General features: G+C 71.8%; 28 protein-coding genes. 20 read left to right on the forward strand and 8 right to left on the reverse strand.

Features of this window, described 5'->3' with window-relative positions; all coding sequences use genetic code 11:
* The first annotated feature begins 15 nt into the window (after positions 1-15).
* Entirely contained in the window at positions 16-399 is a 384-nt protein-coding gene (locus OVA21_RS17525; RefSeq protein ID WP_208636670.1) for a DoxX family protein, read from the forward strand.
* 43 nt (positions 400-442) lie between these two features.
* Here OVA21_RS17525 and add read toward each other — a convergent pair whose 3' ends face one another.
* Together add and OVA21_RS17535 are read right to left on the reverse strand one after the other, a co-directional pair.
* Positions 443-1,435: an adenosine deaminase gene (gene add, locus OVA21_RS17530; RefSeq protein WP_096906295.1), complete on the reverse strand. Its 993-nt coding sequence runs from the start codon at positions 1,433-1,435 to the stop codon at positions 443-445.
* Positions 1,432-2,901, reverse strand: coding sequence for an alanine/glycine:cation symporter family protein (locus tag OVA21_RS17535; RefSeq protein WP_096906294.1), 1,470 nt, complete (start codon positions 2,899-2,901; stop codon positions 1,432-1,434). Before OVA21_RS17535 ends, add begins: the two co-directional genes overlap by 4 nt.
* Before the next feature lie 55 nt (positions 2,902-2,956).
* On the opposite strand from OVA21_RS17535, the gene OVA21_RS17540 reads away from it, so the two are divergent.
* Positions 2,957-3,847 carry a patatin-like phospholipase family protein gene (locus OVA21_RS17540; RefSeq protein WP_227022125.1) on the forward strand — a complete coding sequence of 297 codons (891 nt, stop codon included), beginning with the start codon at positions 2,957-2,959 and terminating at the stop codon, positions 3,845-3,847.
* A 57-nt stretch (positions 3,848-3,904) separates the two neighbouring features.
* On the opposite strand, the gene OVA21_RS17545 is transcribed toward OVA21_RS17540, so the two are convergent.
* Positions 3,905-4,054 (reverse strand): hypothetical protein, encoded by a 150-nt coding sequence (locus tag OVA21_RS17545; protein ID WP_172812132.1) that lies wholly within the window; start codon positions 4,052-4,054, stop codon positions 3,905-3,907.
* A gap of 237 nt (positions 4,055-4,291) precedes the next feature.
* Between OVA21_RS17545 and OVA21_RS17550 the strand changes: the two genes are divergently transcribed.
* From OVA21_RS17550 to OVA21_RS17565, 4 genes are all read left to right on the forward strand, one after another.
* Positions 4,292-4,471, forward strand: coding sequence for a hypothetical protein (locus OVA21_RS17550; RefSeq protein WP_143337720.1), 180 nt, complete (start codon positions 4,292-4,294; stop codon positions 4,469-4,471).
* A gap of 92 nt (positions 4,472-4,563) precedes the next feature.
* Positions 4,564-6,258 (forward strand): nitrite/sulfite reductase, encoded by a 1,695-nt coding sequence (locus tag OVA21_RS17555; protein ID WP_069389101.1) that lies wholly within the window; start codon positions 4,564-4,566, stop codon positions 6,256-6,258.
* Positions 6,255-7,037: a phosphoadenylyl-sulfate reductase gene (locus OVA21_RS17560; RefSeq protein ID WP_096906293.1), complete on the forward strand. Its 783-nt coding sequence runs from the start codon at positions 6,255-6,257 to the stop codon at positions 7,035-7,037. The genes OVA21_RS17555 and OVA21_RS17560 overlap by 4 nt, the downstream gene beginning before the upstream one ends.
* On the forward strand, positions 7,034-7,900 hold the full coding sequence (locus OVA21_RS17565) for an NAD(P)-dependent oxidoreductase (RefSeq protein ID WP_096906292.1): 867 nt from the start codon (positions 7,034-7,036) through the stop codon (positions 7,898-7,900). The genes OVA21_RS17560 and OVA21_RS17565 overlap by 4 nt, the downstream gene beginning before the upstream one ends.
* A 27-nt stretch (positions 7,901-7,927) precedes the next feature.
* Here OVA21_RS17565 and OVA21_RS17570 read toward each other — a convergent pair whose 3' ends face one another.
* The gene (locus tag OVA21_RS17570) at positions 7,928-8,713 is read right to left on the reverse strand and encodes a lysophospholipid acyltransferase family protein (protein WP_096906291.1); all 786 of its coding nucleotides are present in this window, start codon (positions 8,711-8,713) and stop codon (positions 7,928-7,930) included.
* 81 nt (positions 8,714-8,794) lie between these two features.
* On the opposite strand from OVA21_RS17570, the gene OVA21_RS17575 reads away from it, so the two are divergent.
* Together OVA21_RS17575 and OVA21_RS17580 are read left to right on the forward strand one after the other, a co-directional pair.
* The gene (locus OVA21_RS17575; protein ID WP_096906290.1) at positions 8,795-9,487 is read left to right on the forward strand and encodes a sirohydrochlorin chelatase; all 693 of its coding nucleotides are present in this window, start codon (positions 8,795-8,797) and stop codon (positions 9,485-9,487) included.
* Between the two features lie 142 nt (positions 9,488-9,629).
* Positions 9,630-9,977, forward strand: coding sequence for a histone-like nucleoid-structuring protein Lsr2 (locus tag OVA21_RS17580; protein WP_069389515.1), 348 nt, complete (start codon positions 9,630-9,632; stop codon positions 9,975-9,977).
* A 247-nt stretch (positions 9,978-10,224) separates the two neighbouring features.
* Here OVA21_RS17580 and OVA21_RS17585 read toward each other — a convergent pair whose 3' ends face one another.
* Positions 10,225-10,416, reverse strand: coding sequence for a hypothetical protein (locus OVA21_RS17585; RefSeq protein WP_167492353.1), 192 nt, complete (start codon positions 10,414-10,416; stop codon positions 10,225-10,227).
* Between OVA21_RS17585 and OVA21_RS17590 the strand changes: the two genes are divergently transcribed.
* The 8 genes from OVA21_RS17590 (at position 10,388) to OVA21_RS17625 (ending at position 16,568) form a co-directional block, all read left to right on the forward strand.
* Positions 10,388-11,125 carry a TetR/AcrR family transcriptional regulator gene (locus tag OVA21_RS17590; RefSeq protein WP_244200930.1) on the forward strand — a complete coding sequence of 246 codons (738 nt, stop codon included), beginning with the start codon at positions 10,388-10,390 and terminating at the stop codon, positions 11,123-11,125. The genes OVA21_RS17585 and OVA21_RS17590 overlap by 29 nt on opposite strands.
* Positions 11,122-11,979 carry an acyl-CoA thioesterase domain-containing protein gene (locus OVA21_RS17595; protein ID WP_268092971.1) on the forward strand — a complete coding sequence of 286 codons (858 nt, stop codon included), beginning with the start codon at positions 11,122-11,124 and terminating at the stop codon, positions 11,977-11,979. The genes OVA21_RS17590 and OVA21_RS17595 overlap by 4 nt, the downstream gene beginning before the upstream one ends.
* Positions 11,976-12,827: a maleylpyruvate isomerase family mycothiol-dependent enzyme gene (locus OVA21_RS17600; RefSeq protein WP_096906287.1), complete on the forward strand. Its 852-nt coding sequence runs from the start codon at positions 11,976-11,978 to the stop codon at positions 12,825-12,827. The genes OVA21_RS17595 and OVA21_RS17600 overlap by 4 nt, the downstream gene beginning before the upstream one ends.
* Positions 12,828-12,841: 14 nt before the next feature.
* Entirely contained in the window at positions 12,842-13,249 is a 408-nt protein-coding gene (locus tag OVA21_RS17605) for a fluoride efflux transporter FluC (protein WP_096907393.1), read from the forward strand.
* Positions 13,236-13,622: a fluoride efflux transporter CrcB gene (gene crcB / locus OVA21_RS17610; protein ID WP_096906286.1), complete on the forward strand. Its 387-nt coding sequence runs from the start codon at positions 13,236-13,238 to the stop codon at positions 13,620-13,622. Before OVA21_RS17605 ends, crcB begins: the two co-directional genes overlap by 14 nt.
* Positions 13,623-13,674: 52 nt before the next feature.
* The gene (gene thpR / locus OVA21_RS17615; RefSeq protein WP_096907392.1) at positions 13,675-14,238 is read left to right on the forward strand and encodes an RNA 2',3'-cyclic phosphodiesterase; all 564 of its coding nucleotides are present in this window, start codon (positions 13,675-13,677) and stop codon (positions 14,236-14,238) included.
* Between the two features lie 61 nt (positions 14,239-14,299).
* Positions 14,300-14,926 carry a nucleosidase gene (locus tag OVA21_RS17620; RefSeq protein WP_096906285.1) on the forward strand — a complete coding sequence of 209 codons (627 nt, stop codon included), beginning with the start codon at positions 14,300-14,302 and terminating at the stop codon, positions 14,924-14,926.
* 112 nt (positions 14,927-15,038) lie between these two features.
* Positions 15,039-16,568, forward strand: coding sequence for an HNH endonuclease signature motif containing protein (locus tag OVA21_RS17625; protein ID WP_096907391.1), 1,530 nt, complete (start codon positions 15,039-15,041; stop codon positions 16,566-16,568).
* Positions 16,569-16,573: 5 nt separating this feature from the next.
* On the opposite strand, the gene OVA21_RS17630 is transcribed toward OVA21_RS17625, so the two are convergent.
* A complete protein-coding gene (locus OVA21_RS17630; RefSeq protein ID WP_096906284.1) occupies positions 16,574-17,026 on the reverse strand; it encodes a molybdenum cofactor biosynthesis protein MoaE in 453 nt (150 codons plus the stop codon).
* Positions 17,023-18,078, reverse strand: coding sequence for a bifunctional molybdenum cofactor biosynthesis protein MoaC/MoaB (moaCB, locus tag OVA21_RS17635; RefSeq protein WP_268092972.1), 1,056 nt, complete (start codon positions 18,076-18,078; stop codon positions 17,023-17,025). The genes OVA21_RS17630 and moaCB overlap by 4 nt, the downstream gene beginning before the upstream one ends.
* A gap of 85 nt (positions 18,079-18,163) precedes the next feature.
* On the opposite strand from moaCB, the gene OVA21_RS17640 reads away from it, so the two are divergent.
* The gene (locus OVA21_RS17640) at positions 18,164-19,249 is read left to right on the forward strand and encodes an NADH:flavin oxidoreductase/NADH oxidase (protein WP_268092973.1); all 1,086 of its coding nucleotides are present in this window, start codon (positions 18,164-18,166) and stop codon (positions 19,247-19,249) included.
* 7 nt (positions 19,250-19,256) lie between these two features.
* On the opposite strand, the gene OVA21_RS17645 is transcribed toward OVA21_RS17640, so the two are convergent.
* Positions 19,257-21,575: a fatty acid desaturase gene (locus tag OVA21_RS17645; protein ID WP_268092974.1), complete on the reverse strand. Its 2,319-nt coding sequence runs from the start codon at positions 21,573-21,575 to the stop codon at positions 19,257-19,259.
* Positions 21,576-21,677: 102 nt separating this feature from the next.
* Between OVA21_RS17645 and OVA21_RS17650 the strand changes: the two genes are divergently transcribed.
* Genes OVA21_RS17650 through OVA21_RS17660 form a run of 3 tightly spaced genes read left to right on the forward strand, consistent with a single transcriptional unit; the run spans position 21,678 to position 23,982 of the window.
* Entirely contained in the window at positions 21,678-22,706 is a 1,029-nt protein-coding gene (locus OVA21_RS17650; RefSeq protein WP_132062264.1) for an AraC family transcriptional regulator, read from the forward strand.
* Positions 22,703-23,323, forward strand: a complete 621-nt coding sequence (locus tag OVA21_RS17655) for a class I SAM-dependent methyltransferase (protein ID WP_268092975.1) — start codon at positions 22,703-22,705, stop codon at positions 23,321-23,323. The genes OVA21_RS17650 and OVA21_RS17655 overlap by 4 nt, the downstream gene beginning before the upstream one ends.
* Entirely contained in the window at positions 23,320-23,982 is a 663-nt protein-coding gene (locus OVA21_RS17660) for a TenA family protein (RefSeq protein ID WP_069388764.1), read from the forward strand. The genes OVA21_RS17655 and OVA21_RS17660 overlap by 4 nt, the downstream gene beginning before the upstream one ends.
* The last annotated feature ends 26 nt before the right edge of the window (positions 23,983-24,008 follow it).

Genomic DNA, 24,008 nt, shown 5'->3' on the forward strand with positions numbered 1-24,008 from the left:
CGTAGTCTCGGGCGAATGAGCAACGCGACCACCCGCGGCACCGTCCGCTACTGGGCCATGCCCGCTGCCCTCGGCACGATGGGGGCGCTGCACTTCGTGGCGCCCCGGCCGTTCGACGGACTCATCCCGCCGGAGCTGCCGGGCAGTCGGCGCGCGTGGACCTACGGCTCGGGCGTCGTGGAGGTGGCGGTCGCCGGACTGCTGGCCGCGCCCGCCACCCGGAAGGTGGGCGGCGCGGTCGCGACCGCACTGTTCATCGGCGTCTTCCCGGGAAACCTGCAGATGGTCCGCGCCTGGCGTCGCAAGCCCGTGTGGCCGTACCAGGTGATCGCGTGGGGCCGGCTCCCGCTCCAGGTGCCGATGATCCTCGCCGCCGACAGCATCCGCCGCGGCGCCTGACCCCAAGGTGGGTGCCTGACCCCACCCGGAGTCCGCCCCGCGCTCAGTCGAGGCGCCAGGCCTCGATCCGGGCGAGCGCGTCCCGCTTGACGTCGTCCGGCGCGAACGACGACTCGATCGACGCCCGCGCCACCCCGACCAGCCGCGCCACCGACACGCCCATCCGCTCGTGGGCGGCCACGTACTCGTCCACGACGTCCACACCGAAAAGCAGTGGGTCGTCGGCGCCCAGAGAGCAGCGCACCCCGGCCTCGAGCAGCCGCGGCAGCGGGTGCTCCTCCAGCGAGGGGTACACGTCCAGCACGACGTTCGAGGTGGGGCACACGTCGAGGCAGGTCCCGCGCTCGGCCAGCAGCTCCAGCACCCGGGGGTCCTCCACCGCGCGGACGCCGTGCTGGATCCGGTCCACGCCCAGCTCGATCGCGGACCGCACCTCGTCCGGGCCGGCCAGTTCGCCGGCATGGGGCACCACCCCGAGCCCGGCGTCGCGGGCGATCGCGAACGCCCCGGCCGCGTCGGCCACGGGGTTGCCGCGCTCGTCCGCGACCAGACCCACCGCGACCACGCCGCGGTCGGCGAACCGCGCGGCGAGCCGGGCGGCCTCCAGTGCGTGCTCGGGCCCGGCGCCGCGGTCGATGCTCACGATGGACCCGGTCCACACGCCGTGACGGCGCCCGGCGTCGGCCGCGGCCGGGAGGATGAACTCGAGCGCCTCCTCCGCGGAGCCGAACGCCACCGCCTTCTCGGGGATCGACGCGAACTCCAGCGCCACGACGCCCTGCGCGGCGGCGTCGGCGACCACCTCGTCCAGTAGCCGTCCGACCCGCTCCGGGGTGTGCAGCAGGTCGATGAGCAGGCCGTACGCGCCGAGGAACGCGGTGAAGTCCGCATACTCCACGAGGGGCGGCACCTCGATGCCGTCCTCCGCGCACCACTGCCTCAGGGTGGCCTCTCGCATCGCTGCCTCGAGGTGCACGTGCAGGTGCGCCTTGGGCAGCGCGGTGAAGCGGTCGCGGGCGCTCGTGCGGGGGGTCATTCCTCGGCCTTGACCTCGCGGGCATCGTCGGCGACGTGCTGGTGGGTCATGGGGTCGGTGCCGTCCCACGAGGAGACGTTCCGCGCCTTGGGAAGGTCGTCGCGGTGGAACACCGGGTTGTGGCCCTTGGCCCGCTGCTGCAGGTAGTGCTGGAGGAGCGCCACCGCGAGACCGCCGAGCGGGATGATCGCGATGAGGTTGATGGTGGCCATGACGCCCATGAACAGGTCGGCGAGGTTCCAGATGAGGTCGACCGAGCCCAGGCTGCCACCGAGGACGGCGAGCACCACGAGGATGCGGAAGGTCCGCAGTGCGGCGGGGTTGCCGCGCAGGAAGGTGATGTTGGCCTCGCCGTAGTACGAGTTGCCCAGGATGGAGGAGAACGCGAGGAAGAAGATGACCACCATGAGGAAGGGGACGCCCCAGTCGCCGACCGAGGCGGCCAGCGAGTCCTGGGTGAGCGTGATGCCCTCGCGGTCACCGCCGAACTCCGGGTTGGCCAGCAGGATGATGAAGGCGGTGGCCGAACACACGATGATGGTGTCGAAGTAGACGCCGAGCGCCTGGACGAGGCCCTGCTTGACCGGGTGGGAGACCGATGCGGTGGCGGCGGCGTTGGGCACCGAGCCCATGCCGGCCTCGTTGGAGAACAGTCCGCGGCGCATGCCCTGCATGATGGCCGCGCCGACCGCGGCGCCGGCGACCTCGCGGAACCCGAGCGCGTGGCCGACGATGAGGGAGATCATCCCCGGGACCTCGGTGATGTTGATCGCGACGACGACGAGGGCGACGACGATGTACGCCACCGCCATCACGGGGACCAGGATCTCGGTGACCGCGGACAACCGGCGGACGCCACCGAAGATGACGGCACCCACGACGAGGGCGAGGACGATGCCGATGATCAGGCCCGGGGTGAAGCCCTCGAGGGAGAACTGGTTGCGGACGGACTGCGCGATCGAGTTGGCCTGGACGGCGTTGAACACGAACCCGTAGGTGACGGTGATGATCACGGCGAAGGCGATGGCCAGCGGCTTCCAGCCCAGCCCGTCGCGGATGTAATAGGCGGGCCCGCCCACGTAGGAGTCCTTGCCCTTGACCTTGTACAGCTGCGCCAGGGTGGACTCGACGAACGCGGTGGCGCCGCCGATGATCGCGAGCAGCCACATCCAGAACACCGCGCCCGGCCCGCCGACCGTGATCGCGATCGCGACGCCGGCGACGTTCCCGGTACCCACGCGGGAGGCGGCGGAGATGGTGAAGGCCCGGAAGGCGGAGATGCCCTTCTTGTTCTCCTCGATGTCCGACGGCTTCTCGAAGATCGCCCTGATCATCTCCGGGAACATCCGGATCTGGACGATGAGGGTGGTGACGGAGAAGTAGAGACCGGCGACGACGAGTAGCGCGATCACCGCGTACCAGTAGACGTCGTTGATGGACACGATGAAGTCGGTGACAGCGCTCACACGGTGACGGTAGCGGATCGCGGCCCCGGAGGCGATGCGACCTACCCTGGGAGTCGTGACCGATTTCGCACCGACTGCCCCGGACGTCGCCCTGCTCTTCGAGGGCGGCGGTATGCGGGCGGTGCACACCGCGGGGGTCGTGGAGACGCTGATCGAGGCGGGCATCCACACGGGGTTGGTCGCGGGGATCTCGGCGGGTGCCTCCCACCTGGCGAACTACGTGTCGCGCGACGCGGTCCGGGCCCGCAAGAGTTTCGTGGAGATGGCGGCGGACCCGAACTTCGGCGACTGGCGAAGCTTCGCCCGCGGCAAGGGTCTGTTCAACGCCGAGTACATCTACGAGCAGGCCGGACTGCCGGACGAGGTGCTCCCGTACGACTTCGAGACGTTCGACGCCAGCGGTACCGAGGCGCGGATCGGGACGTTCCGCTGCTCCGACGGAGAGACCGTCTTCTGGGGCGAGGACGACATCACGTCGATGAGCGACCTCATGAGGATGGTCCGGTCGTCGTCGACGATGCCGGTGTGGATGCCGCCCGTGCTCATCGACGGCGAGTACTACGTCGACGGGGCGCTGGGCCACGACGGCGGGATCCCGCTGTCGGCGGCTCGCGACGCGGGGTACGACAAGTTCCTGGTGGTGCTCACCCAGCCGCACGGGTATCGGAAGATCCCGCCACGGCGGCTGACGCCGTTCTACCGCTCCTACTTCCGCCGGTTCCCGGCGGTGGGGGAGGCGCTGATGCACCGCTGGGCCCTCTACAACGAGACCCTCGACGAGATCGAGGCGTTGGAGGAGTCGGGCGAAGCACTGGTCTTCCGCCCGCACCGGGTGATGATCCGCAGCTACGAGCGGCGCGTCGACCGTCTCGCCGAGGCGTATGTCCTCGGGCGGGAGCAGGCCAGGCGTGAGGTCGACACCTGGCTCGACTTCTGCGGGATGTAAAGCTTCCGAAATCGCGACACGCCCCGGTGGCGGACCACCGGGGCGTGTCGAATCAGATCAGGAGCCGAACAGCTCCGCGCCACCACTGAGGGTGCCGAGTACGTAGGCCGGGAGGCGCAGCAGGCCGTCGATGGCCGCCGAACCGAACGGCGCGGGGATGAGCTCGGCCGAGCCCGCTGCAAGTCCTGCCCAGAAATCAGAGAACATGGTGTGTCCTTTCGATGTGGTACCCACCAGCTGTGGGCTATGTCTCAGACAGTACGGTCGGTCGCGGGGCCGACGCCACCGCCGAATCGTGAACTTTCCGCTCCTTAACTAATTGCCTAACCGTTATGCTGCACGGTTCCCACTTTATGAGGAAATGCCTAGGCTGACGGCGGGGCGTCTGGGGTGCGGATCCACCACAGGGATGGGTCGTCAGATCAGCTCCGGAAGGAGTGCATCATGGGAAGTCTCGTAGAGCTCGCCGGGTCGTCGATGGCGGCGGCCGGCAGTCTCGTACAGGAGTCCGGCTCGACCCTCGTGGATTCGGCGACGTTCCTCCCGTTCCACATCGTCCAGATCCTCTGGGGGACCCTGTTCGGCATCGCCGGGGATCTCGGCTCGACCTTGCCGGGGGCCTGAACTCGACGTCACCTGAGTGACGACGGGCGGGCGGGGGTCGGTTAGGTCACCCTGGATAGACAGACCAGTCTGTTCTGACTATTGTCGCGGGCATGACCGATACTGCAGCCGCCCCCCGCCCTGCTCGTCCCGCGCGGGCGCCCAAGCCGCAGGGGCAGTGGAAGATCGACGGCAAGCTGACGCTGAACCACAACGAGGAGTTCAAGCTCACCGACGACGCGCTCAACGTGCGCCAGCGGATCCTGGACACGTACTCCAAGGAGGGCTTCGCCTCGATCCCGTCGGACGACCTCTCCGGCCGTATGCGCTGGTGGGGCCTGTACACCCAGCGTAGGCAGGGCCTCGACGGCTCCCGCACCTCCAAGCTGGAGGCCGACGAGCTGCAGGACGAGTACTTCATGATGCGCGTCCGTACCGACGGCGGCGCGGTCACCACCGACCAGCTGCGCGTACTCGCGGGGATCTCGACCGACTTCGCCCGCGGCACCGCCGACATCTCCGACCGGCAGAACATCCAATACCACTGGATCGCCATCGAGGACGTCCCCACCGTCTGGCAGCGGCTCGAGGACGTGGGGATCGACACCGTCGAGGCCTGCGGCGACTGCCCGCGCGTCATCCTCGGCAGCCCAGTGGCGGGCGTCGCCGAGAACGAGATCCTCGACCCCACCCCGGTGATCGCCGAGATCAAGGCCAAGTACATCGGCACCCCCGAGTTCTCCAACCTCCCGCGCAAGTTCAAGTCCGCCATCACCGGCCACCCGAGCCTGGACGTGGTCCACGAGATCAACGACATCTCGCTGGTGGGCGTCGAGCATCCCGAGCTCGGACCCGGTTACGACCTGTGGGTGGGCGGCGGCCTGTCCACGAACCCGCAGCTCGCGACCCGCATCGGCGTGTTCGTCCGCCAGGAGGAGGCCGCCGAGGTGTGGGCCGCCGTCGTGGGCATCTTCCGCGACTATGGCTACCGCCGCATGCGCACGCGCGCCCGGCTCAAGTTCCTCATCAAGGACTGGGGCGCCGAGAAGTTCCGTCAGGTCATGCAGGACGAGTACCTGGGCCGCGAGCTGCCGGACGGGCCGGCACCCCGGCGTGGCGTCGGCTCCGGTGACCACGTGGGCATCTACGAGCAGAAGGACGGCCGCTACTACCTGGGCGCCGCCCCGACGGTCGGCCGCGTGGGCGGCGAGAAGCTGGCGCAGGTCGCCGACCTCGCCGAGGCCGCGGGATCCAAGCGCGTCCGCTTCACCCCGCACCAGAAGCTGCTCGTGCTGGACGTCGAGCCGGACAAGGTCGACCAGCTGGTCGACGGACTGGCCGAGATCGGCATGTACGCCCGCCCGAGCTCGTTCCGCCGCGCCACCATGGCGTGCACCGGCATCGAGTTCTGCAAGCTCGCCTTCGTCGACACCAAGGACACGGCCACCGCGCTGGTCGACGAGCTGGAGCGGCGCTTCGCCGACGACGCGCCCCTGCGCACGCCGCTGTCGATCCACCTCAACGGCTGCCCCAACAGCTGCGCCCGGATCCAGACCGCCGACATCGGGCTCAAGGGCCAGCTGCTCGACGGCGACACCCCCGGATTCCAGGTCCACCTGGGTGGCGGACTGGCCTCCCAGGACCAGGAGTCGGGTGGGCTCGGGCGCACGGTCCGCGGCCTCCGCGTGCCGTCGGCCGAACTGCCCAACTACGTCGAGCGCGTGATCCGCAAGTACATGGACACCGGTGCCGGCGGCGAGACCTTCGCCGAGTGGGCGCACCGGGTGGACGAGGAGGCCCTCGTATGACGGCTGTAGCTCTGGACCTGCTGCCCCGCAGCACGGTCCTCACCCCCGGCCCCGGTCGGAAGCGCACCGCCGCCGAGCTCAAGGCGATCGCCGAGGAGGCCGGCCGTCGCTTCGACGACCGCGGCCTCTACGGGAACCACTCCGAGATCGACCCCGCCGAGGTCCTGGCGTGGGCGGGCGAGACCTTCGGTGACGCGCTCGCGGTGGCCTGCTCCATGGCCAACACGGTCGTGCCGGAGATGACCGCACCCCACGCCCCCGGCGTGGACGTGCTGTTCCTCGACACGAGCTACCACTTCTCCGAGACCGTCGGCGTCCGCGACGCGCTCGCGGCCACTCCCGGTCTCAACGTGGTGGACGTCCGCAGCCCGGCGACCCGCGAAGAGCACGAGGCCGCCCTCGGCCCGCGCCCCTTCGAGACCGACCCCGAGATGTGCTGCCGCCTGCGCAAGGTGGAGCCCCTCGACGCCGCCCTGTCCGGCTACGAGGCGTGGATCACCGGCCTGCGCCGTGTGGACACCGACCACCGGGCCGGCGCGGCCATGGTCGAGTGGGACGAGAAGCACTCCATGGTCAAGATCAACCCGCTGGTCGCGTGGACCCTCGAGCGCGTCCACGACTACGCGGCCGAGCACGGGTGCCTGCTCAACCCGCTGCTCGACGACGGCTACCCGTCGATCGGCTGCGAGCCGTGCACGCGCCGCGTCGAGGCCGGAGCGGATCCCCGCTCGGGCCGCTGGGCGGGATCGTCCAAGACCGAGTGCGGCATCCACCTGTGACCAGCGCGCTCTCGGCGCCGCCCGCCGGCCCGGCACCGACGCCGGCGCTGGACGGGCTCCCGCTCACCGTCGGCCTCGCCGGTCGCGAGGTGCTGCTCGTCGGCGCCGGGCCCGTCTCGGCCCGCCGGGCGGAGACCTTCCTCGAGGCCGGCGCGATCCTGCGCGTGGTGGCCCCGCGCGTCGACCCGGCCATGGCCGACCTCGCGGAGCGGGCGTCCGACCGCCTCGTCGTCGTCACCAGGTCGTTCACCCCATCCGACCTGGACAGCCCCTGGATGGTGCACGTCGCCACCGGCGACCCCCATGTCGACGCGGAGATCGCCGCCCTGTGCGAGCAGCGCCGCATCTGGTGTGTCACCGCGGGAGACGCCGGGCTCGGCTCGGCGCGGGTGCCCGCGCGGACGGCCGTCGCGACGCCCGCCGGCCTCGTGCGCATCGCGGTCGACTCCGGCGACCCCCGGCGATCGGTGCGCGTGGGACGCCACGTGGCGCGCTCGCTGGCCACCGCACCCGCGGGCCTGCGCGCGCGTCGCCGCCCGGCCACCGGGTGGGTCGCGCTCGTGGGTGGCTCCGGCGACGGTGACCTGCTCACCGTGCGCGCCCGACGCCTCGTCCACGCCGCGGACGTCCTGGTCACCGACGGCGCGGCCGACGCCGCGCTACTGACGGAGCTCGACGACGACGTCGAGGTGCTCGAGACCGGACCCGGCCTGCCCGCAGCCCGCGTCGCCGAACTGGTGGCGGCGCGGTTCGCCGCGGGACACGGGGTCGTGCGGATCGCGGCGGCGGCCACCCTGGCCGCGCGGGCCCGCGAACTCGACGCCGTCGGGGTGGAGTTCGAGGTCGTCCCCGGCGTGGTCTGAGCAGGGCAGTCCGGGCAGGGCGGCCGTCTACTCCCAGGCGGCGGTGAGGGCGTCGTCGATCCCGTCGCGCACCGCGCTTCGCACCTCGTCGATCGCCGGCGGGGCCCCCGGGCCCTCCCACACGATGGGCCGACCCGTGGCCAGCACCGGGCGTCGCGGAGGTGTCCTGGCGTGCTCCCGCCCGTGGTAGACGATCCCGACCGGTAGGACCGCCACCCGGCCGCCCTCCACGCGGACCCCGCGGACCATCTGGCCCACCCCCTTCTTGACCGAGTCGAGACGGAGCGTGTGCAGGTCGTCGGCCGAGGAGTTGGTCCCCTCGACGAATGTCAGGACCACGCCGCCCGCGGTGAGACGATCCACGCAGAGACCGATGAGCCGGGCCGCCGCCGCGTCGTGCACCTCGCGAGCCGTGCCCTGGTAGTTCTTGGCCCGGAAAACCGGGACCGTCCCCGTGTACTCGAACACCGGACGCAGCGGGCCCCGGAAGAGCGGGTCCTTGGTCAGGCCGGTGCCGCTCGACAGGAACCGGACCCGCTTGTCGAACACGCCCGAGGCCAGGACGAACGGGTCGTGCTTGGACGGGTGGTTGGCGGCGACGACGATCCCCACCCCGGCGTCGTGGAGACGGTGCAGCTCGGACACGGTCCCCGGCGCGATGCGCAGCTCGGGGGCATAAACGGCCCCGACGAGGGCCAGCAGCGGGTGGGTGAAGCCGTCGCGCCGACGACCGGGGCCGTAGAAGTCGTACACGGCCTCCCAGTTGGCCACGGTCACCTCTGGCCGCGCACCCCGTCTGCCGCCTGCGTTCATCCCCCCAGTGTCGCCGAGCGGGTGCCGCCCCGCACCCGGATTGCGGCATGCTCGAAGGGTGAACGCTCCCGGGATGACGTCATGAGCCCCCGCCTCCTGCTGGTCGCCCACGGCACCCGGGCGGCGGCGGGCCGCCGCGTGCTGGGTCGGGTCCTGCTGGAAGCGCGTAAGCAGCTGCCCGGCGTGGACTGCCGACTCTCCTGGGTGGACGTCCAGTCACCCGGCCCGGGCCGGATACTCGCCGACGGCGCACCGACGGTCGTGGTCCCGGCCTTCCTCGCCCGCGGTTACCACGTCACCCACGACGTCGGGCAGGCCTGCCGCGACGCCCCCGGCCCGGTCGTCCAGACGCCGCACCTCGGCGCGGAACCGGAGGTCGTGCGGGCATTGATGCAGCGGCTCGCCGAGGCCGGCGCGGTGGGCGCGTTCGGCGCGGACGCCGTGGTCCTGGGCGCGGCGGGGAGTAAGAACGCGTCGTCGATCGCGGAGACGAGGGCGCTCGCCGACAGGCTCTCCGACCTCATGGGCGTGCCGGTGACCTCGGGTTTCGCTTCCGCGGCGGTCCCGACCGTCGCCGAGGCGGTCGAGCAGTTCCGCACCGGGGGGCGACGACGGGTGGCGGTCGCGACCCACCTTCTCGCCCCCGGTTTCTTCGCCGATCGAATGGCCGCGGCAGGCGGGGATATCGTCTCTCCGCCACTCGGCGCACACCCGGAGATCGTCGATCTCATCGTGCGGAGATATCGCGAGAATTCCGGCTCTTTCGGCCACTGAACAACTGTGGAATATCCCCGGAAAGTTCAGCACTGAAAACATTGTCGAGAAGTGTTACCCAAAACATACGTGTGCGTATGTCGACTTCCCTGTGCATAATGTCTTCATATAGAGAACAGAGCCGGCCAAGGGAGAAGAACACATGGCACAGCAGTTCCAGGTGCAGTACATCGACGACCTCGACGGAACGGATCTCGGCAGCGACGCCAATACGATCACGTTCGCATTCGACGGTAAGGAATACACGATCGATCTCAGCGATGAGAATGCTGAGAAATTCCGCGAGGTAATGGCTCCGTACGTGGAGAACGGCCATCGTGTCTCGTCCAGCGGCAAGGCCAAGCCTGCACGCCGGGCCGCGGCCAAGTCGTCGTCGTCCTCGGGCGATACCAAGGCGATTCGCGAATGGGCCCGCAGCAACGGTTACGAGGTCTCCGACCGCGGCCGAATTCCGTCCGACATCATGGACGCCTACGCCGCGGCCAACTGATACGGACACGGACTAACCCTGTCGCCACTCGACGAGGCGGCGAACTGGAATCGCGCACAGAGGTAAGGCCCGCAGTCCCCGCGAGGGGCTGTGGGCCTTTCTTTTTTTCGCACGCTGACCGTTCGGGGCCCGCCGACTCTCTCGAGTTGCCCGGCCCGGCGCCGAATTCCCTTGTCCCGGTTCAGCCGGGTCGTGCGTCCGGAACGGACCGAAGACGGCGCGCAGCCATGCGTGGATCGGAACACCGTCACAGCAGGTGGGACACCGTTGCCACGGCGTGCTCGGCGGCGCCGGCCCGGCGCGGGGCGCGGGCGTGATGGCGGTGCCACGACATCGGCATCACGGCGTCCGCCGCGACACGCCACGCCGCTATGACGCCGATGTCGTCGTCGTCGTCGTACCCTGCCGGGGTGACCCCTTCCTCGCCGCGCGCGGCCACCCGCGCCTCGACCCAGGCCGCGACCCGCGCCCCACACCACGCCCAGTACGACGAGGCGCTGCGCCGGGGGATCCTCGACGAGGCCACGCGACGGCTCCGGGACGCGGCGCCGGAGACGCTGGGACTGCGGCCGCTCGCCGCCTCCCAGGGCACCTCCACCACGGCGATCTACACGATGTTCGGCGGCAAGTCCGGCCTGCTCGCGGCCGTCGCGCACGAGGCCGACCGGCAACTGGCGGCCGCCCTGCGCGAGTCGCTGCGGCACGACAGCGTCGAGGGCGACATGCGGTCGCTGTGCCGCGCGTACCGGCGGTGGGCACTGGAGAACCAGGGCCTGTACGGGCTGGTCGTGGGCGAGCCGGTGCGGTCGCCGCGAGCCGGGATCGCCGGGGCCGGGGACGGCAGGGGTGGGGACAGCACCGTCGACGCGCTGTGGCGCGAACCGCTGCTCGAGGTGGTCGACGCGGCCGTCGACGAGGGCGTGTTCCGGTCGGCCGACGTGCACGAGACCGCCACCACGATCTGGGCGTCGCTGCACGGGGTCGTGTCGCTGGAGCTGAGTGTGTGGCGGTCCTCGCCCAGCGCCGAGCAGTACTTCGAGACGCAGCTAGCGGCGATCCTGCGGTCGTGGGCGGCGGGGTCGGCGGGCGGCTCGGCCGGGTTCGGCGCGTACGCCGGCGCCACCGGCACGGACGGGGTGGCCCGATGAGCGAACGCGCCTTCTTCACCCTGGACGACAGCGGGGCGTACCTGCCCACCCGGTACGCCCGCAGCGCCTGGTCGGACAGCATGGTCAACGGCCCGGCCGTCGTGGTGGCGGCCGCCCGGTCGCTCGAGCACGAGTTCGGTGCCGAGGAGTTCCAGCCCGCCCGCCTCACGGTGGACCTGTTCGCGCCGGTGCGCAACGAACCCCTGGTCGTCCAGACCGGGGAGATCCGCAGCGGCAACCGCATCCGCGTGGCCGACGCGCGGCAGATCCAGCGGGGCAAGGCCGTCGCCCGCGCCACGTTCGTCCAGCTGCGCCGCGGTGAACAGCCACCGGGGACGGTGTGGCGGTCCGGCCGGGAGCTCGCGGCGCCGGCCGACGCGGATCCGGGGGAGACCGGGCCGGGGACCAACGTGTTCTTCGGCAGCGGCCAGCCCGGCCCCTCGTGGGACCGCGACATGGGCGTGCACCAGAACGACCAGCGGAAGCGCTTCTGGATCCACCCGCTGGACGTGGTGGAGGGCGAGCCGGCCTCCCCGTTCCAGCGGGCCGTGATCGTGTCCGAGTCCACGAGCCTCATGACGCACTGGGGCGACGAGGGGATCGGCTTCATCAACGCCGACCTCACCGTGGCGCTGGCCCGGCTGCCCCGGTCGGGGGACATCGGGATCGAGGCCGACGAGCACGTCAGCGCGGACGGCGTGGCCGTGGGCACCGCCTCGCTGTTCGACCGCGACGGCATCTTCGGCACCGGCACCGTGGTGGCGGTGTCGAACGCGGGGCGACAGATCGACTTCACCCGCCGCCGGGCGGACGGCAACGACCGCCCCGGGTCCGACGAGGCGACCCGCGTATGACCTCCCGGCTCGCCTACTCCAGGATGCTCGATGCGCTCGAGGCGCAGGTCGGGCTGGTGCGGTACGCCCTGGCCGGGGACGGGCTCGGGACCGGTGCGGACGTCACCGCCCCGGTGGTCTCGTGCCAGGGCTGGACCGTGCACGACCTGGTGGTCCACCTGGGCGCCGTCAACTGGTGGGGCGCCGCCACGGTCCGCGAGGCCACGCCCGACACCCGGACCGGGGGCAGGGGAGCGGTCATGGAGTCCGCGCCGCCGGTGACCGAGGGCGCCGCCGCGCTCGCCGACTGGTATGCCGGTCTCACCGCCGAGATGATCGCGACGTTCACCGACACGGCCCCCGACGCCCTGGTCTGGACCTTCTCCGGCCCGGGCCGCGCCGACTTCTGGCCGCGGCGCCAGCTCCACGAGACCTTCGTCCACCGCTGGGACGTCGAGAACGCCCTGCACGGTGCCGCCGCGACGACGCCCGTGCCGGAGGACGTCGCGGTCGACACGATCGACGAGTTCTGTACCGTCATGCGCCCGCACATGGCCGCCCACGTGCCGCCGCTCGCGGTGACGATCCGCCTCCGCGGCGTCCCCCACGCCCCGGAGGGCCCGGCCGCGGTGGGCCTCGCCGCGGGCGCCGAGCCGGTCGGGGCGGGCGCCCTCGGCGCGCTGGAGTGGGAGCTGCCCGGTACGGACGGTGCGGGCCCCGACTCCACGGGCGTGGTCGAGGTGGCGGGGCCGCCGGAGACGCTCGCCCTGCTGCTGTGGGGCCGCGTCGGCCCCGATGCCGCGGGCCTGGAGATCACCGGTGATCGCGACGGACTCGACGCCGCACTGGAGGCCGGACTGTCGACGTGAGGTTCCCCGCCGCGATGGTCACTCTCACTTCGATGGCCGTCGTCGCCGTCGGCGGGGCGGCTGGCACGTTCGCGCGGGTCGTCGTCTCCGAGTTGGCGCCGCCGGCCCTCACCGTGACGCTCGCGATCAACGTCGTGGGCGCGTTCGCACTGGGGGTCGTCCTCACCGTGCTGCCCGAGGGCGGGGCGTGGCGACGAGAGGGACGACGACAACGACGACGACATCACGCCCGGTTACTGCTCGGCCCCGGTTTCTGCGGGGGGTTCACCACCTACTCGCTCATCGCCCTGCAGGTCTCGACCCTGGCGCGGGCGGGTGATGGGGTCGGCGCGATGGTCTATCCCGCGGCGACGCTCGTGCTGGGCGGTGTGGCCACCGTGCTCGGGATGGCGCTGGGATCGCTGGGTCATGACGGTGGGTGACGCCGTGATGGCGGTGTGGGTCGCGCTCGGCGGGGGCGTGGGCGCGGCCCTGCGCTACGGCGTGGGCCTGGCGGTCGCCGCGCGGTGGCATGGCCGGTTTCCGCTGGGCACGTTCCTCGTCAACGTGTCGGGTTCGTTCGCACTGGGCCTGGTCATGGGGCTGCTGGCCGGACCCACGGGAAGCGGCGGGACGGTGGCCGTGCTGCTGGGCACGGGGGCGCTCGGCGGCTACACGACGTTCTCCACGGCCAGTTATGACACCGTTCGCCTGGCCCGCGACGGCCGGTTCCTCACCGCGGCGGCGTACGGGGTGGGGACGATGACAGCCACGGTGGCCGCCGCCGCTCTGGGGTGGTGGCTCGCGGGCTCGTGATGGATCACGACTCGGGCTTGCGGACCACCGGCGCATGGTCCACGGTGGGGTGATGGGGCATCGGATGTTCGTCGCGGTCGTGCCGCCCGACGAGGTTCGCGAGGAACTGGAGCGGTTCCTCGAGCCGCGGCCGGGTCTGACGTGGACGAACCCCGCCCAGTGGCACCTCACCCTGACGTTCTGTCCCGACGTCGACGACTGGCGCCTCGACGAGCTGACCGAGCGGGTGGAGGCGGTCGCCCGGAAGCACGAGCCGTTCACTCTCCGGCTGGCCGGCGCGGGGGCGTTCCCCTCGGTCGAGCGGGCCAAGGTGTTGTGGGCGGGGGTCGATCAGCCCGAGGATCGGCCGCTCCACGCGCTCGCGGCGGGCGTCCGCTCGGCCGCCAACGCGGCGGGCTGCGCCCCGGACGGCGCCCGGTTCCGTCCGCACCTCACGCTCGCCCGGCTCGGCGGTCGCGACGATGCGACCGCCTGGCTGCGGGTGCTCGACACCTTCACGAGCAGCCGGTGGGAGGTTTCCGAGGTCGCGCTCGTCGACTCGTTCCTCGGCGAGGGGCCGCGGGGCCGGGCTCGCCACGAGGTCGTGGCCCGGTTGCCGCTGGGCGCGGGCGAGTGACGCTGGTGGGACCCGCCCGGGGGCTGAACGGACAGGCCCGGCGACGGCTACCGTATGGCGCGTGGAACTCATCGGGACCGTCGATCCGGCTCACCCTCTCGTCGTCGTCGCGCTGGAGCAGGAGGCGCGGCACTTCGTCACCGACTTCCCGGTGCTCGTCACCGGCGTCGGCAAGGTGCGCGCGGCCGTGGCCGTCGCGCACGCGCTCGGTGGCGGGGCCCGGCCGCGTGAGCTGGTCAACGTGGGCACCGCGGGCGGGTTGCACCCGGGGATGGAGGGCACGCACGAGATCGCGACCGTGTTCCAGCACGACTTCGACGACCCCGCCCTGCACGCCGTCACCGGCCGGCACGACGGCCCGCCGCTGGCGCTGTCCGCCCTGCGTGCGGTGACCCCCGAGCACGCCGCCGCGCCGTCGGGGCCCGGGGGATCGGCTGCGCCCGTGCTCGCGACCGGCGACAGTTTCGTCGCGGGCGGCCCGGTGCGGAACCGCCTGGCCGGGATCGCCGACCTGGTGGACATGGAGGGGTATGCGGTGGCCGCGGCGGGCGCGATGGTGGGCGTACCCACGCGGCTGGTCAAGCACGTCTCGGATGCCGCCGACGAGTCCGCGGGCACCACGTGGGTCGAGGGTGTCGACGCCTGCGCGCGGATCCTGGCGCAGTGGGTGGGTACCAGGTTGGGATGAGTGATCGAAGATGATCGAACCCTTGTACTAATGCGCCGGCGCGGGTACTATCGAATGTAGGTTCGATGTCGATGTCGATGTCGATGTCGATGTCGGTGGCGGAGGGGGTGGAATGGTGACGACGACGAGTGCGCTGTTCGCCGTACCCGAGCCCCTCGGCATGGTCGATATGGAGGCCGTCAGCGAGGCGGCCCGTGCCGCGACGCTGGCGCAGAACCGCGCCGGGGCCACGCGGCTCGAGGCGGCGCATGTCCTGGTCGACCAGTTCGCCCGGGCCGAGCAGGTACAGGCGGAGGAGGCCGGCGCCGGTTCGCGTCGGCCCGCGTACGCCCGGCTGGATCCGGAGGCCCGGGCCCGCGATCACCTCGTGGCGGCGTGTCAGCTCACGTGCTGGCACGCCGCGCGGTTGGTGACGGCCGGGACGCAGATCCACCGGCGGCTGCCCCGTCTGCGATCCACGGTCGACCGCGGGCTGCTGCCCGAGCAGTTGGCGGTCGATATCGCGTGTCGCCTGGCGGAGGTGTCCGACGCGATCGTGTCGGCCGTGGAGGACGAGGTGGTCGCGCGCTTCACGGACGATCTCGACGGTGGCGACCGGCCGACCCGCAACGCGGTGGACTCGGCGATCGATGACGCCGTGGAGCGACACGACCCGGCTGCCGCGCAGGACGCCGCCGCAGCGGCGGCCGCCACCCGCTCGGTCCGTTTCCGCGGCGACCGGAACGGCATGGCCACGATGTGGGCCAAGCTCACCGCCGCCGATGCCGAACTCCTCCGGCGTCGCATCGAGACCGATGCGTCGGCCGCCTCGGCGGACGGACTGGACGGTTCCCTGGATCAGCTCCGCGCCGACGCCCTCGCCGCGCTCGCCGTCTATCCGCCTGCTGGTGACCCGTCCGCGACCAGCCCTTGCGCGACCGACCCTGCCGCTGCCCCTGCGTCCGAGCACGACGGCATCGAGCTCGGCGACGTCAGGCTCGGGGCGGACCTCCCCCGGCCCACGCTGGGCAACGCCGCGCGGGCCGGTCAGCCGATCCGCATCAGCGTGATCGCCTCCGCGGCCCGGGGTCTGCCCAACCGTGTCGAGTTCGTCCACGGCACCTACAGCAGCGTCGAGTGGCTCTGCACGGAACTGCTCGAGGGCGACGACGCGAGCGTGCGGTTCGAGCTCATCGACCCCGCCCCCGGCGTGCTCGACTCCCCCGAGCACGCCCTGCGCTACGTGATCACCCCGGCGATGGCCGAGCGAATCCGCATGCGCGACGGGACCTGCCGCCACCCCGGGTGCTCGGTTCCCGCCGAGGCCTGCGACGTGGACCATGTGATCGCGTTCAACACGAACGACCCTGAGCTCGGCGGGCCGACCACCGAGTGGAACCTCGTCTGCCTGTGCCGCAAACACCACCGCGAGAAGACGTTCGGGACCAACGCCTACCGGTCCGGGCCGTTGGGTGAACTCGTCATCATCACCGACACCGGACACGAACACCGCACCAGACCCAAGGGACCCTTGGCCCGTGCCCGTGACGCCATCTGGGAACGCGAGTGGAACGCCTTCGCCGACCGCATCGTCGCCGACGACGGCACACTCATCAATCCGCCGGGTCAGGACAGGTACCGACCCCGCAGACGGCCGGCCTGACCGCCTCAGCAGTCGCCGACGCCCACCCATTCGGAGACGCCGTCGGTGAAGCGCTGCCGCTTCCAGATGGGCACCCCGTGCTTGAGCCGCTCGATGAGCTCCGAACACGCCGCGAACGCCTCGGCCCGATGCGGAGCCACAGCGACCACCACCACCGCGACCTCGCCCACCGGCAGCACGCCCACGCGGTGGACGGCGGACACGCGGACCGTGCGCCCGGAATCGGCCGCCGAGGTGTGCTCGGCCGCGACCTCGTCGCAGAGCCGGGCGAGCGTGTCCCGGGCCGTGGGGTGAGCCGAATACTCGATGTCGTGGACCCGGCGGCCCCCGTCGTGGTCGCGCACGACGCCGGAGAACGTCACCATCGCCCCGTCGGCGCTGGTCCACACGGCCTTCTCGACCTCGCGCGGGTCGATCTCCCGGTCGGTGATGTCCACCAGCGGACTGGAGACGCTCATCGGTGTCCTCCTCCGTGGGCGTGGACGTCGAGCAGGTGCTCGAGCAGGTCGTCGAGGACCGCCAACCCGTCGCGGACTCCGCCCGTCGAGCCCGGCAGGTTCGCCACCAGGGTACGTCCGGCGAAGCCCGCGAGCCCGCGGCTCATCGCCGCCGTCGGCGTGGCCGCCAGGCCGCGGGCCCGCATCGCCTCGGCGACCCCCGGCAGCTCCAGCTCCAGGTGCGGCGCGGTGGCCTCCGGCGTGCGGTCGTCCGGGGCGACCCCCGTACCGCCGGTGGTGAACAGGACCGCGGGGGAGCGGCGGACGTGCTCGGTGACGGCCGTGGCGATGTCGGCGTCGGCCACCACGTGCACCTCGACCGGCGAGAAACCGCGCTCGAGGAGCCAACCCTCGATGGCGGGGCCGGTGGTGTCCTCGCGGTGGCCGTGCGCGGCGGCGGTGGAGGAGACGACGACGACACCACTTCGGCCGGAATCGAGCGCGGCGGGCCCGGTGTTCGCGCGCGGCACCTCGTCGTCGTCGTTCCCGGTCGCCTTCTCGGATTCTCGCGTCCAGTCACCGCGTTTGCCGCCCGTCTTGGCGGCGAGGCGGACCCCGTCCATGGTGGCGAGCGGGTCGACGGCCTTGACCATGTCGTGCAGCGTCAGCCCGGCCACGGAGACGGCGGTCAGGGCTTCCATCTCGACACCCGTCCTGCCCGTCGTCTTGGCGGTGGCCTGCACGTGGATCTCGCCGGCCTCGTCGTCGAGGTCGAAGCTCACCTTGACCGAGTTCAGCGGGATCTGGTGGCACAGCGGGATGAGCTCGGAGGTCTTCTTGGCCGCGCCGATCCCGGCCAGGCGGGCGGTGGCCAGGACGTCGGCCTTGCCCAGCGAATCCCCTGCGACCATGGTCACGACGTCGGGGCGGGTGCGGAAGATCCCCTCGGCCGTGGCGGTGCGGGTGGTGACCGCCTTGTCGCCGACGTCGACCATGCGCACGCGGCCCTCGGCGTCGAGGTGGGTGAGCTTCGGCTCGGGTGATGAGCCCTGTCCGGTCGGCGCGTCAGTCATGCCGTTCACGGTAGTCGGCCGGGTGCGGCGGGCTCCGGGGGTGCGGCGAGGCGGGGCGTCATGGGATGCGGGTTTAATCGCGGACATGGCGATGCTCTTCGAACCGATCCGTATCCGCGACCTCGAGATCCGGAACCGGGTGTGGCTCTCGCCGATGTGCCAGTACTCGTGCGAGGACCGTGACGGGGTGCCCACGCTGTGGCATCTCGTGCACCTGGGCGCGCGGGCGCAGGGCGGGTTCGGCCTGATCCTCGCGGAGGCCTCAGCGGTGGTGCCGGAGGGGCGGATCAGTCCCGAGGACGCCGGGCTGTGGAACGACACGCAGCGCGACGCGTGGGCGCCCATCGTGGACTTCGTGCACTCCCAGGGGGCGGCGATCGGCATCCAGCTGGCGCACGCCGGACGCAAGGCGTCGGCGTACCGGGCGTGGCCCGGATACCCGGTCGGCTCACTTCCGCCCGAGGAGGGTGCGTGGACGACGGTCGCGCCGTCCGCGATCGGCTTCGGCGACATGACCACACCGGAGGCGCTGGACGCCGACGGGATCCGCGCGGTGGTGACCGCGTTCGCCGACGCCGCCCGCCGCGCCGACCACGCCGGGTTCGACGTCGTGGAGATCCACGCCGCCCACGGGTACCTCATCCACGAGTTCCTCTCGCCGCTGTCCAACGAGCGGGACGACTCCTACGGCGGTTCGCGCGACAACCGGGCCCGGCTGCTGCTGGAGATCTGCGACGCGGTGCGGCAGGTGTGGCCGGAAGGTAAGCCACTGTTCGTCCGGATCTCGGCCACGGATTGGGTGCCCGGCGGCTGGACCCCGGAGGATTCGCGCTGGTTGGCGGGCCGGCTCGCCGAGCACGGGGTCGACCTGGTGGACGTCTCCTCGGCCGCCAACACCCCCGACCGGCCGCCGGTCGAACTGGAGCAGGGCTACCAGGTGCCGCTGACCGAGGAGGTGCGCGCGTCGGGTGCAGTCCTGGCGGGCGCCGTGGGGCTCATCAGTGACCCGGAGTACGCCGAACAGCTGCTGGTCGACGAGCGCGCTGACGTGGTGTTCCTCGGGCGCGCCGCACTGCGCGAGCCCGCCTGGCCACAGCGCGCGGCTGCCGAACTCGGCCTGGACTGGCGGCGGGTCCCGTACCCGCCGCAGTACACGCGCGGGAAGTGGTGACGGCCGACTAGAGATCCAGCTCGACGTCCGAGCAGGCCAGCGCGGTGCAGACGGTGACGCGCTCCTGCGCGACGGCGCCGGGTGCACGGTCGGCGGCCTCCGCGCGGATCGTGCCGCTGAGCTTGGGCGTCACACACGCTTTGCACAGCCCGCGCTGGCAGCCGGTGGGCACGGCGATCCCGGCGCGGCCGGCCGCCTCGAGCAGGGTGGTGGCACCGTCGATCTCCACCGCCGTGCCGGTGCGGCGGAAACGGACGGTGTAGCGACTGCCGTCGTCGTCGGGCCGGTCCAGTTCGGGCGCGGTGAACGATTCGGCGTGGAACCGCCCGGCCGGCTGGCCCAGGTCACGCAGCCACCCGCGCGTCAGGTCGATGAGCGCGGCCGGGGCACACACGTAGGTCTCGCGATCGGCGGCGTCGGGGACCACGCGCTGCAGGAGCTCTGGGCCGAGTCGGCAGGTGGAGAGGTCTTCGCGCGCGGACGGTGCATCGGTGAACAGGTGCAGGGTGATGCCGGAGTCGCGGGCGAGCTCGCGGAGTTCGGACTCGAAGATGATCGAGCGGTCGTCGCGGTTGACGTACAGCAGCGTCGCGTCGGGGCGGGTACCGGTGGCTCCGTCGGGCTGGCCGCGGCGCGCGTCGCGGGCGATGCGGCGCAACAGACTGATGATCGGGGTGATCCCCACCCCGCCGGCGATGTGCAGGGATTTCGCACCCGGCGAGGGCGTCGGGAAGTCGCCCGAGGACTGCGGCACGCCGACCAGTGTCACGTGGTCGCCCGCGCGCAACGAGTCGTTGAGCCGGGTGGACACCCGCCCGCCCTCGACGCGCTTGACGCAGATCTCCATGGCGCCCCCGGCATCCGCCTCCGCGTCCGAACTGTCGCGGACCAGGCTGTACTGGCGGACCGACTCCTCGCCGCCCTGACCATCGCCGGCGCGATCGCCTCCGCCGGCGACCCGGAGCGACACGTACGCTCCGGCATCCCACCCGATGTCCTCCCAGCCGCGCGGGCGGGCCAACCGCACCGACACGGCCTGGCCGTCGGCGACGGGCGTCGCGGACAGGACCCTGACCGGCACGTTGTGGAAGCGCGGCTTGTCCAGGTACGGCGACTCGGGCAGGGGCCTGTAGGACAGCCCGGCGCGCACGCGGCGTACGAGTGAGGCGGGGTCGCGCAACAGTGTCGAGGGGCGGCCGAACTCGCGCTCGCCGAACGGGACCGACAGCCCGGTGAGCGTTTTGGCGATCAGCGGCACGGTCTCCAGCAGCGGGGTCTCGTGGTACGGAAGCCCGTACTTGGCAGCGATGGCCCGGACCTCCGGGGCGATCCTGCGCTGCATCGACGGTGGCAGATCGGGAAACAGGTGGTGCTCGACGTGGGTGTCGAGGCCGCCGTAGAAGATCCGCAGGTCGGGGCGATCGGCGAACGGCACCTCCTCCTCCAGGACCCGCGCGAGGGCGTCGTCCATCTGCGTGCTGGGCAGGAAGTTGCGGGTCGCCCGGATCTGCCGCTCGTAGTACTGGTCGGCGGTCTCGTCGGGCCCGGGATCGGTGAACAGCTCCAGCTCGCCGGCGTGGTGCTCGATGAACACCAGGAACAGCACCGCCATGTAGCCGGTGACGCCGCCGAGGTAGTTGGCCAGCAGGGTGGGCAGCGGCTTCCACCCCGAGCGGAACGGCTCGTCGACGAAGCGACGTTGGAGGTCGCGTCCGGCGATCCGGGCGGGCGAGCGCAGGGTGTAGGCGCTGAAGAACGGGTCGCCGGAAACCTTGCGGGCGATGTTGGCCAGGAAGAACGGAGCCGCTGCCGGGGCCGCGGCCGCCAGCGCCGAGATGAGCGCCACCTGACCGAGGTGGTGGCCGTACCAGTCCTGTCCGGCGCTGCCGCGGAAGATGCTGTAGCCGAGGTCGTGGTCCTTGCCGACGATGTTCGTGTTGGGGTGGTGGCCCACGTGATGCATCGTCTTCCAGTGGTCGACGTCCACGTTGAAGTCCCACTCGTAACGGTCGGAGTGATAGTCGCCGTTGCCGGGCAGGTGGTCGTAGCTGCCGTGGACGATGTTGTGCCCGAGCTCGGAGAACTGCATGAGCCGGTACATCATCTCCAGCGCCGTGGCCCGCCGGATCGCCCGCGGCCCGCCCTCGCGCAGCAACTCGCGGCGACGGGCGTCGATCGCCCGGCCGTAGGCGGTGACGTTGCGGATGTGCGCCAGGTCGTCCTCGCCGACGGCGGCCTTGGCCCGCGCGTACAGCGCCCGGATCTCGTCGGCGAGGCCGGTGGGGCCGGCTGACTGGGCGGTTCCTGCGAGTGCGGCGAGAGTCATGACTGTGACGCTAGCCACCCGACGCGGGCGCGGGAAGGTCGCAAACGGGCGCAGAGTTGGCATTTTCGGACATCCGCCGCCCGGTGTTGCTACGGTCGGCCGATGGAGTCCTCGCCGGTATGGGCGGTGCCGCGGGGCACCGAGGGCGTCCGCATCATGGTGGAGGGCGGGCTGGCCCACGGGATGACGACGACGGAGTGCCTGGCTGGCACGGGTCTCGATCCCGGCGACCTCCACGACGAGACCGCGCAGATCTGGGCGCACCAGGAGTTCACGGTGATTCGCACCCTGCTCGCGCGCCTCGGAGACCGGCCCGGGCTGGGGGCGGGCGTCGGTGCCCACTCCACCATCGGACGGACCGGCGTCATCGGCTTCATGATGCTCGCGGGCCCCACCGTGCGGGCGGCGATCGATCGCGCGATCCCCTATCTCGCCTTGTCCCCGACCCACGTGCAGTTCTCTCTCGAGGTGGACGGCCCGGACGGCGGGGCGGTCCTGGTCGCCGCCGACGACCAGATCCCCGCCGACGTGCGCACCTTCGTCGTGGAGCGGGACCTGGCAGGGTTGGCCGCGGCGTTCCGCGGTGCCCGGATCGACCTGGGGCCGGTCTCGCTCGAGACGACCCTCGGCCCGGAGAGCGCGGCGCTGGTCGGGCACGCGTGGGGCCTGGCGCCGGACACGGTCACGCCGCACGCCGCGCGCAACCGGCTGACCGTCTCGCGACAGGCCCTCGAGGCCGAGCTGCCGCAGGGCGACGAGAACACGGCGCGAGTGTTCGAGCGGCAGTGCCGCGCGCTCCTCGCCGACAGGCTCGCGCGGGTCGGCGTGGCCGGCCAGGTGCGCAGCCGGCTCCGGCACGAGCGCGGGACCTGGCCGTCGATGGCGGACGTGGCGGCGGAACTGCACGTCGATGTCCGCACCCTGCGACGCCACCTCGGAGCGGAAGGGACCTCGTATCGGACGCTGGTCGACGAGGTGCGGCATCAGCGGGCGCTCGAGCTGCTGGTGCACGACGTCCCGGTGGCCGAGGTGGCCGCCGAGCTGGGCTACTCCGAGACCGCGACCTTCTCCCGCAGTTTCCGCCGGTGGGAGGGTGTACAGCCGAGTCGCCGACGGGGGAGGTCGTCGTGACCGGGGAGGTCGGAGCGGCGTATTCGAGCCGCGCACAGGAGTACATCGACCACCTCGGTTCCATCGCGTCGGTCCACCCCTCGGACCTCGAGCTGGTCGCGCGCTGGGCGGATCAGCTCGACGGGCCGCTGATCGATGCAGGCTGCGGCCCAGGGCACTGGACGGGCCACCTGGCGGCCCGGGGCGTCGACGTGCGCGGAGTCGACCAGGTACCGGAGTTCGTGAGTCACGCCCGCCGAACCCATCCCGGGTGTCGATTCGAGGTGGGTGACCTCGACGCGCTACCCCGGTCGCCCGGCGAGGTCGCGGGGATTCTCGCCTGGTACTCGCTCATCCACCACGAACCGGCCACCGTGCGACCGACGCTGTTGCGGATGGCGCGGTGTCTGCGCCCCGGCGGCGGACTACTGCTCGGGTTCTTCCACGGTGCGGAGGTCGAACGGTTCGATCACGCCGTGGCCGGGGCCTACCGCTGGTCGGTTGAGGCCCTGTCGGAGGAGTTGCGGATGGCAGACTTCGAGGTGATCGAGACCTACACGCGGACCGGGCCGGAAGCTCGACCTCACGGCGCGATCGTCGCCCGCCTGATGTCCGCCCACGACGGGAGAGCCGAGTGACCCTGTTCGAGACCCTGAAAGACCGCTGCCGTCCAGAGTGGGAGGCCTATACCGAACACGAGTTCGTCACCGAGCTCGGGCAGGGCACCCTGCCGCTCGCGGTGTTCCAGGACTACCTGGTGCAGGACTTCCACTTCCTGGTGCAATTCGCCCGCGCCAACGCGCTCGCCGCCTACAAGAGCCGCACCCTCGCCGACATCACCGCCGCCCACCGGGCGACCGGCGCGATCCTCGCGGAGACCGAACTGCACCTGCGGCTCACCGACCGCTGGGGAATCCCGCGCGCCGAACTCGAGGCCGCCGCCGAGAAGCAGGCCACCGTCGCCTACACCCGGTACGTGCTGGACTCCGGCATGGCGGGGGACCTGCTCGACCTGCATGTAGCGCTGGCCCCGTGCACGATCGGTTACGCCGAGATCGGCGCGCACCTGGCGCCCCGGCTCGCCGAGCACGACGGCGAGCATCCCTACGGCGAGTGGATCTCCGAGTACTCGGGGGCGGAGTTCACCGCCGCCGCCGGCGCCGCGATCGAGCAGCTCGACGTGCTGTCCGACGGCGGGCTCACCGACCGCCGCCTCGACGAGCTCACCGAGGTGTTCCGCACGGCCACCCGGCTGGAGATCGACTTCTGGCAGCAGGCGCTCGACAGCACGGGATGAGGCGCGGGCGTGACCGGGCGCGATCG

It is taken from the genome of Dietzia sp. SL131, from assembly GCF_026672565.1.
GTDB lineage: Bacteria > Actinomycetota > Actinomycetes > Mycobacteriales > Mycobacteriaceae > Dietzia > Dietzia kunjamensis.

What these genes read in the sequence shown, in the direction of transcription:
- thpR (WP_096907392.1), top strand. Translation starts at nt 13,675, where the DNA reads ATGGGGCATCGGATGTTCGTCGCGGTCGTGCCGCCCGACGAGGTTCGC.
- add (WP_096906295.1), bottom strand. Translation starts at nt 1,435, where the DNA reads ATGACCCCCCGCACGAGCGCCCGCGACCGCTTCACCGCGCTGCCCAAG.
- OVA21_RS17555 (WP_069389101.1), top strand. Translation starts at nt 4,564, where the DNA reads ATGACCGATACTGCAGCCGCCCCCCGCCCTGCTCGTCCCGCGCGGGCG.
- OVA21_RS17570 (WP_096906291.1), bottom strand. Translation starts at nt 8,713, where the DNA reads ATGAACGCAGGCGGCAGACGGGGTGCGCGGCCAGAGGTGACCGTGGCC.
- OVA21_RS17630 (WP_096906284.1), bottom strand. Translation starts at nt 17,026, where the DNA reads ATGAGCGTCTCCAGTCCGCTGGTGGACATCACCGACCGGGAGATCGAC.
- OVA21_RS17525 (WP_208636670.1), top strand. Translation starts at nt 16, where the DNA reads ATGAGCAACGCGACCACCCGCGGCACCGTCCGCTACTGGGCCATGCCC.
- OVA21_RS17650 (WP_132062264.1), top strand. Translation starts at nt 21,678, where the DNA reads ATGGAGTCCTCGCCGGTATGGGCGGTGCCGCGGGGCACCGAGGGCGTC.
- OVA21_RS17625 (WP_096907391.1), top strand. Translation starts at nt 15,039, where the DNA reads ATGGTGACGACGACGAGTGCGCTGTTCGCCGTACCCGAGCCCCTCGGC.
- OVA21_RS17605 (WP_096907393.1), top strand. Translation starts at nt 12,842, where the DNA reads ATGGTCACTCTCACTTCGATGGCCGTCGTCGCCGTCGGCGGGGCGGCT.
- OVA21_RS17560 (WP_096906293.1), top strand. Translation starts at nt 6,255, where the DNA reads ATGACGGCTGTAGCTCTGGACCTGCTGCCCCGCAGCACGGTCCTCACC.
- OVA21_RS17595 (WP_268092971.1), top strand. Translation starts at nt 11,122, where the DNA reads ATGAGCGAACGCGCCTTCTTCACCCTGGACGACAGCGGGGCGTACCTG.
- OVA21_RS17550 (WP_143337720.1), top strand. Translation starts at nt 4,292, where the DNA reads ATGGGAAGTCTCGTAGAGCTCGCCGGGTCGTCGATGGCGGCGGCCGGC.
- crcB (WP_096906286.1), top strand. Translation starts at nt 13,236, where the DNA reads ATGACGGTGGGTGACGCCGTGATGGCGGTGTGGGTCGCGCTCGGCGGG.
- OVA21_RS17580 (WP_069389515.1), top strand. Translation starts at nt 9,630, where the DNA reads ATGGCACAGCAGTTCCAGGTGCAGTACATCGACGACCTCGACGGAACG.
- OVA21_RS17600 (WP_096906287.1), top strand. Translation starts at nt 11,976, where the DNA reads ATGACCTCCCGGCTCGCCTACTCCAGGATGCTCGATGCGCTCGAGGCG.
- OVA21_RS17640 (WP_268092973.1), top strand. Translation starts at nt 18,164, where the DNA reads ATGGCGATGCTCTTCGAACCGATCCGTATCCGCGACCTCGAGATCCGG.
- moaCB (WP_268092972.1), bottom strand. Translation starts at nt 18,078, where the DNA reads ATGACTGACGCGCCGACCGGACAGGGCTCATCACCCGAGCCGAAGCTC.
- OVA21_RS17545 (WP_172812132.1), bottom strand. Translation starts at nt 4,054, where the DNA reads ATGTTCTCTGATTTCTGGGCAGGACTTGCAGCGGGCTCGGCCGAGCTC.
- OVA21_RS17575 (WP_096906290.1), top strand. Translation starts at nt 8,795, where the DNA reads ATGAGCCCCCGCCTCCTGCTGGTCGCCCACGGCACCCGGGCGGCGGCG.
- OVA21_RS17645 (WP_268092974.1), bottom strand. Translation starts at nt 21,575, where the DNA reads ATGACTCTCGCCGCACTCGCAGGAACCGCCCAGTCAGCCGGCCCCACC.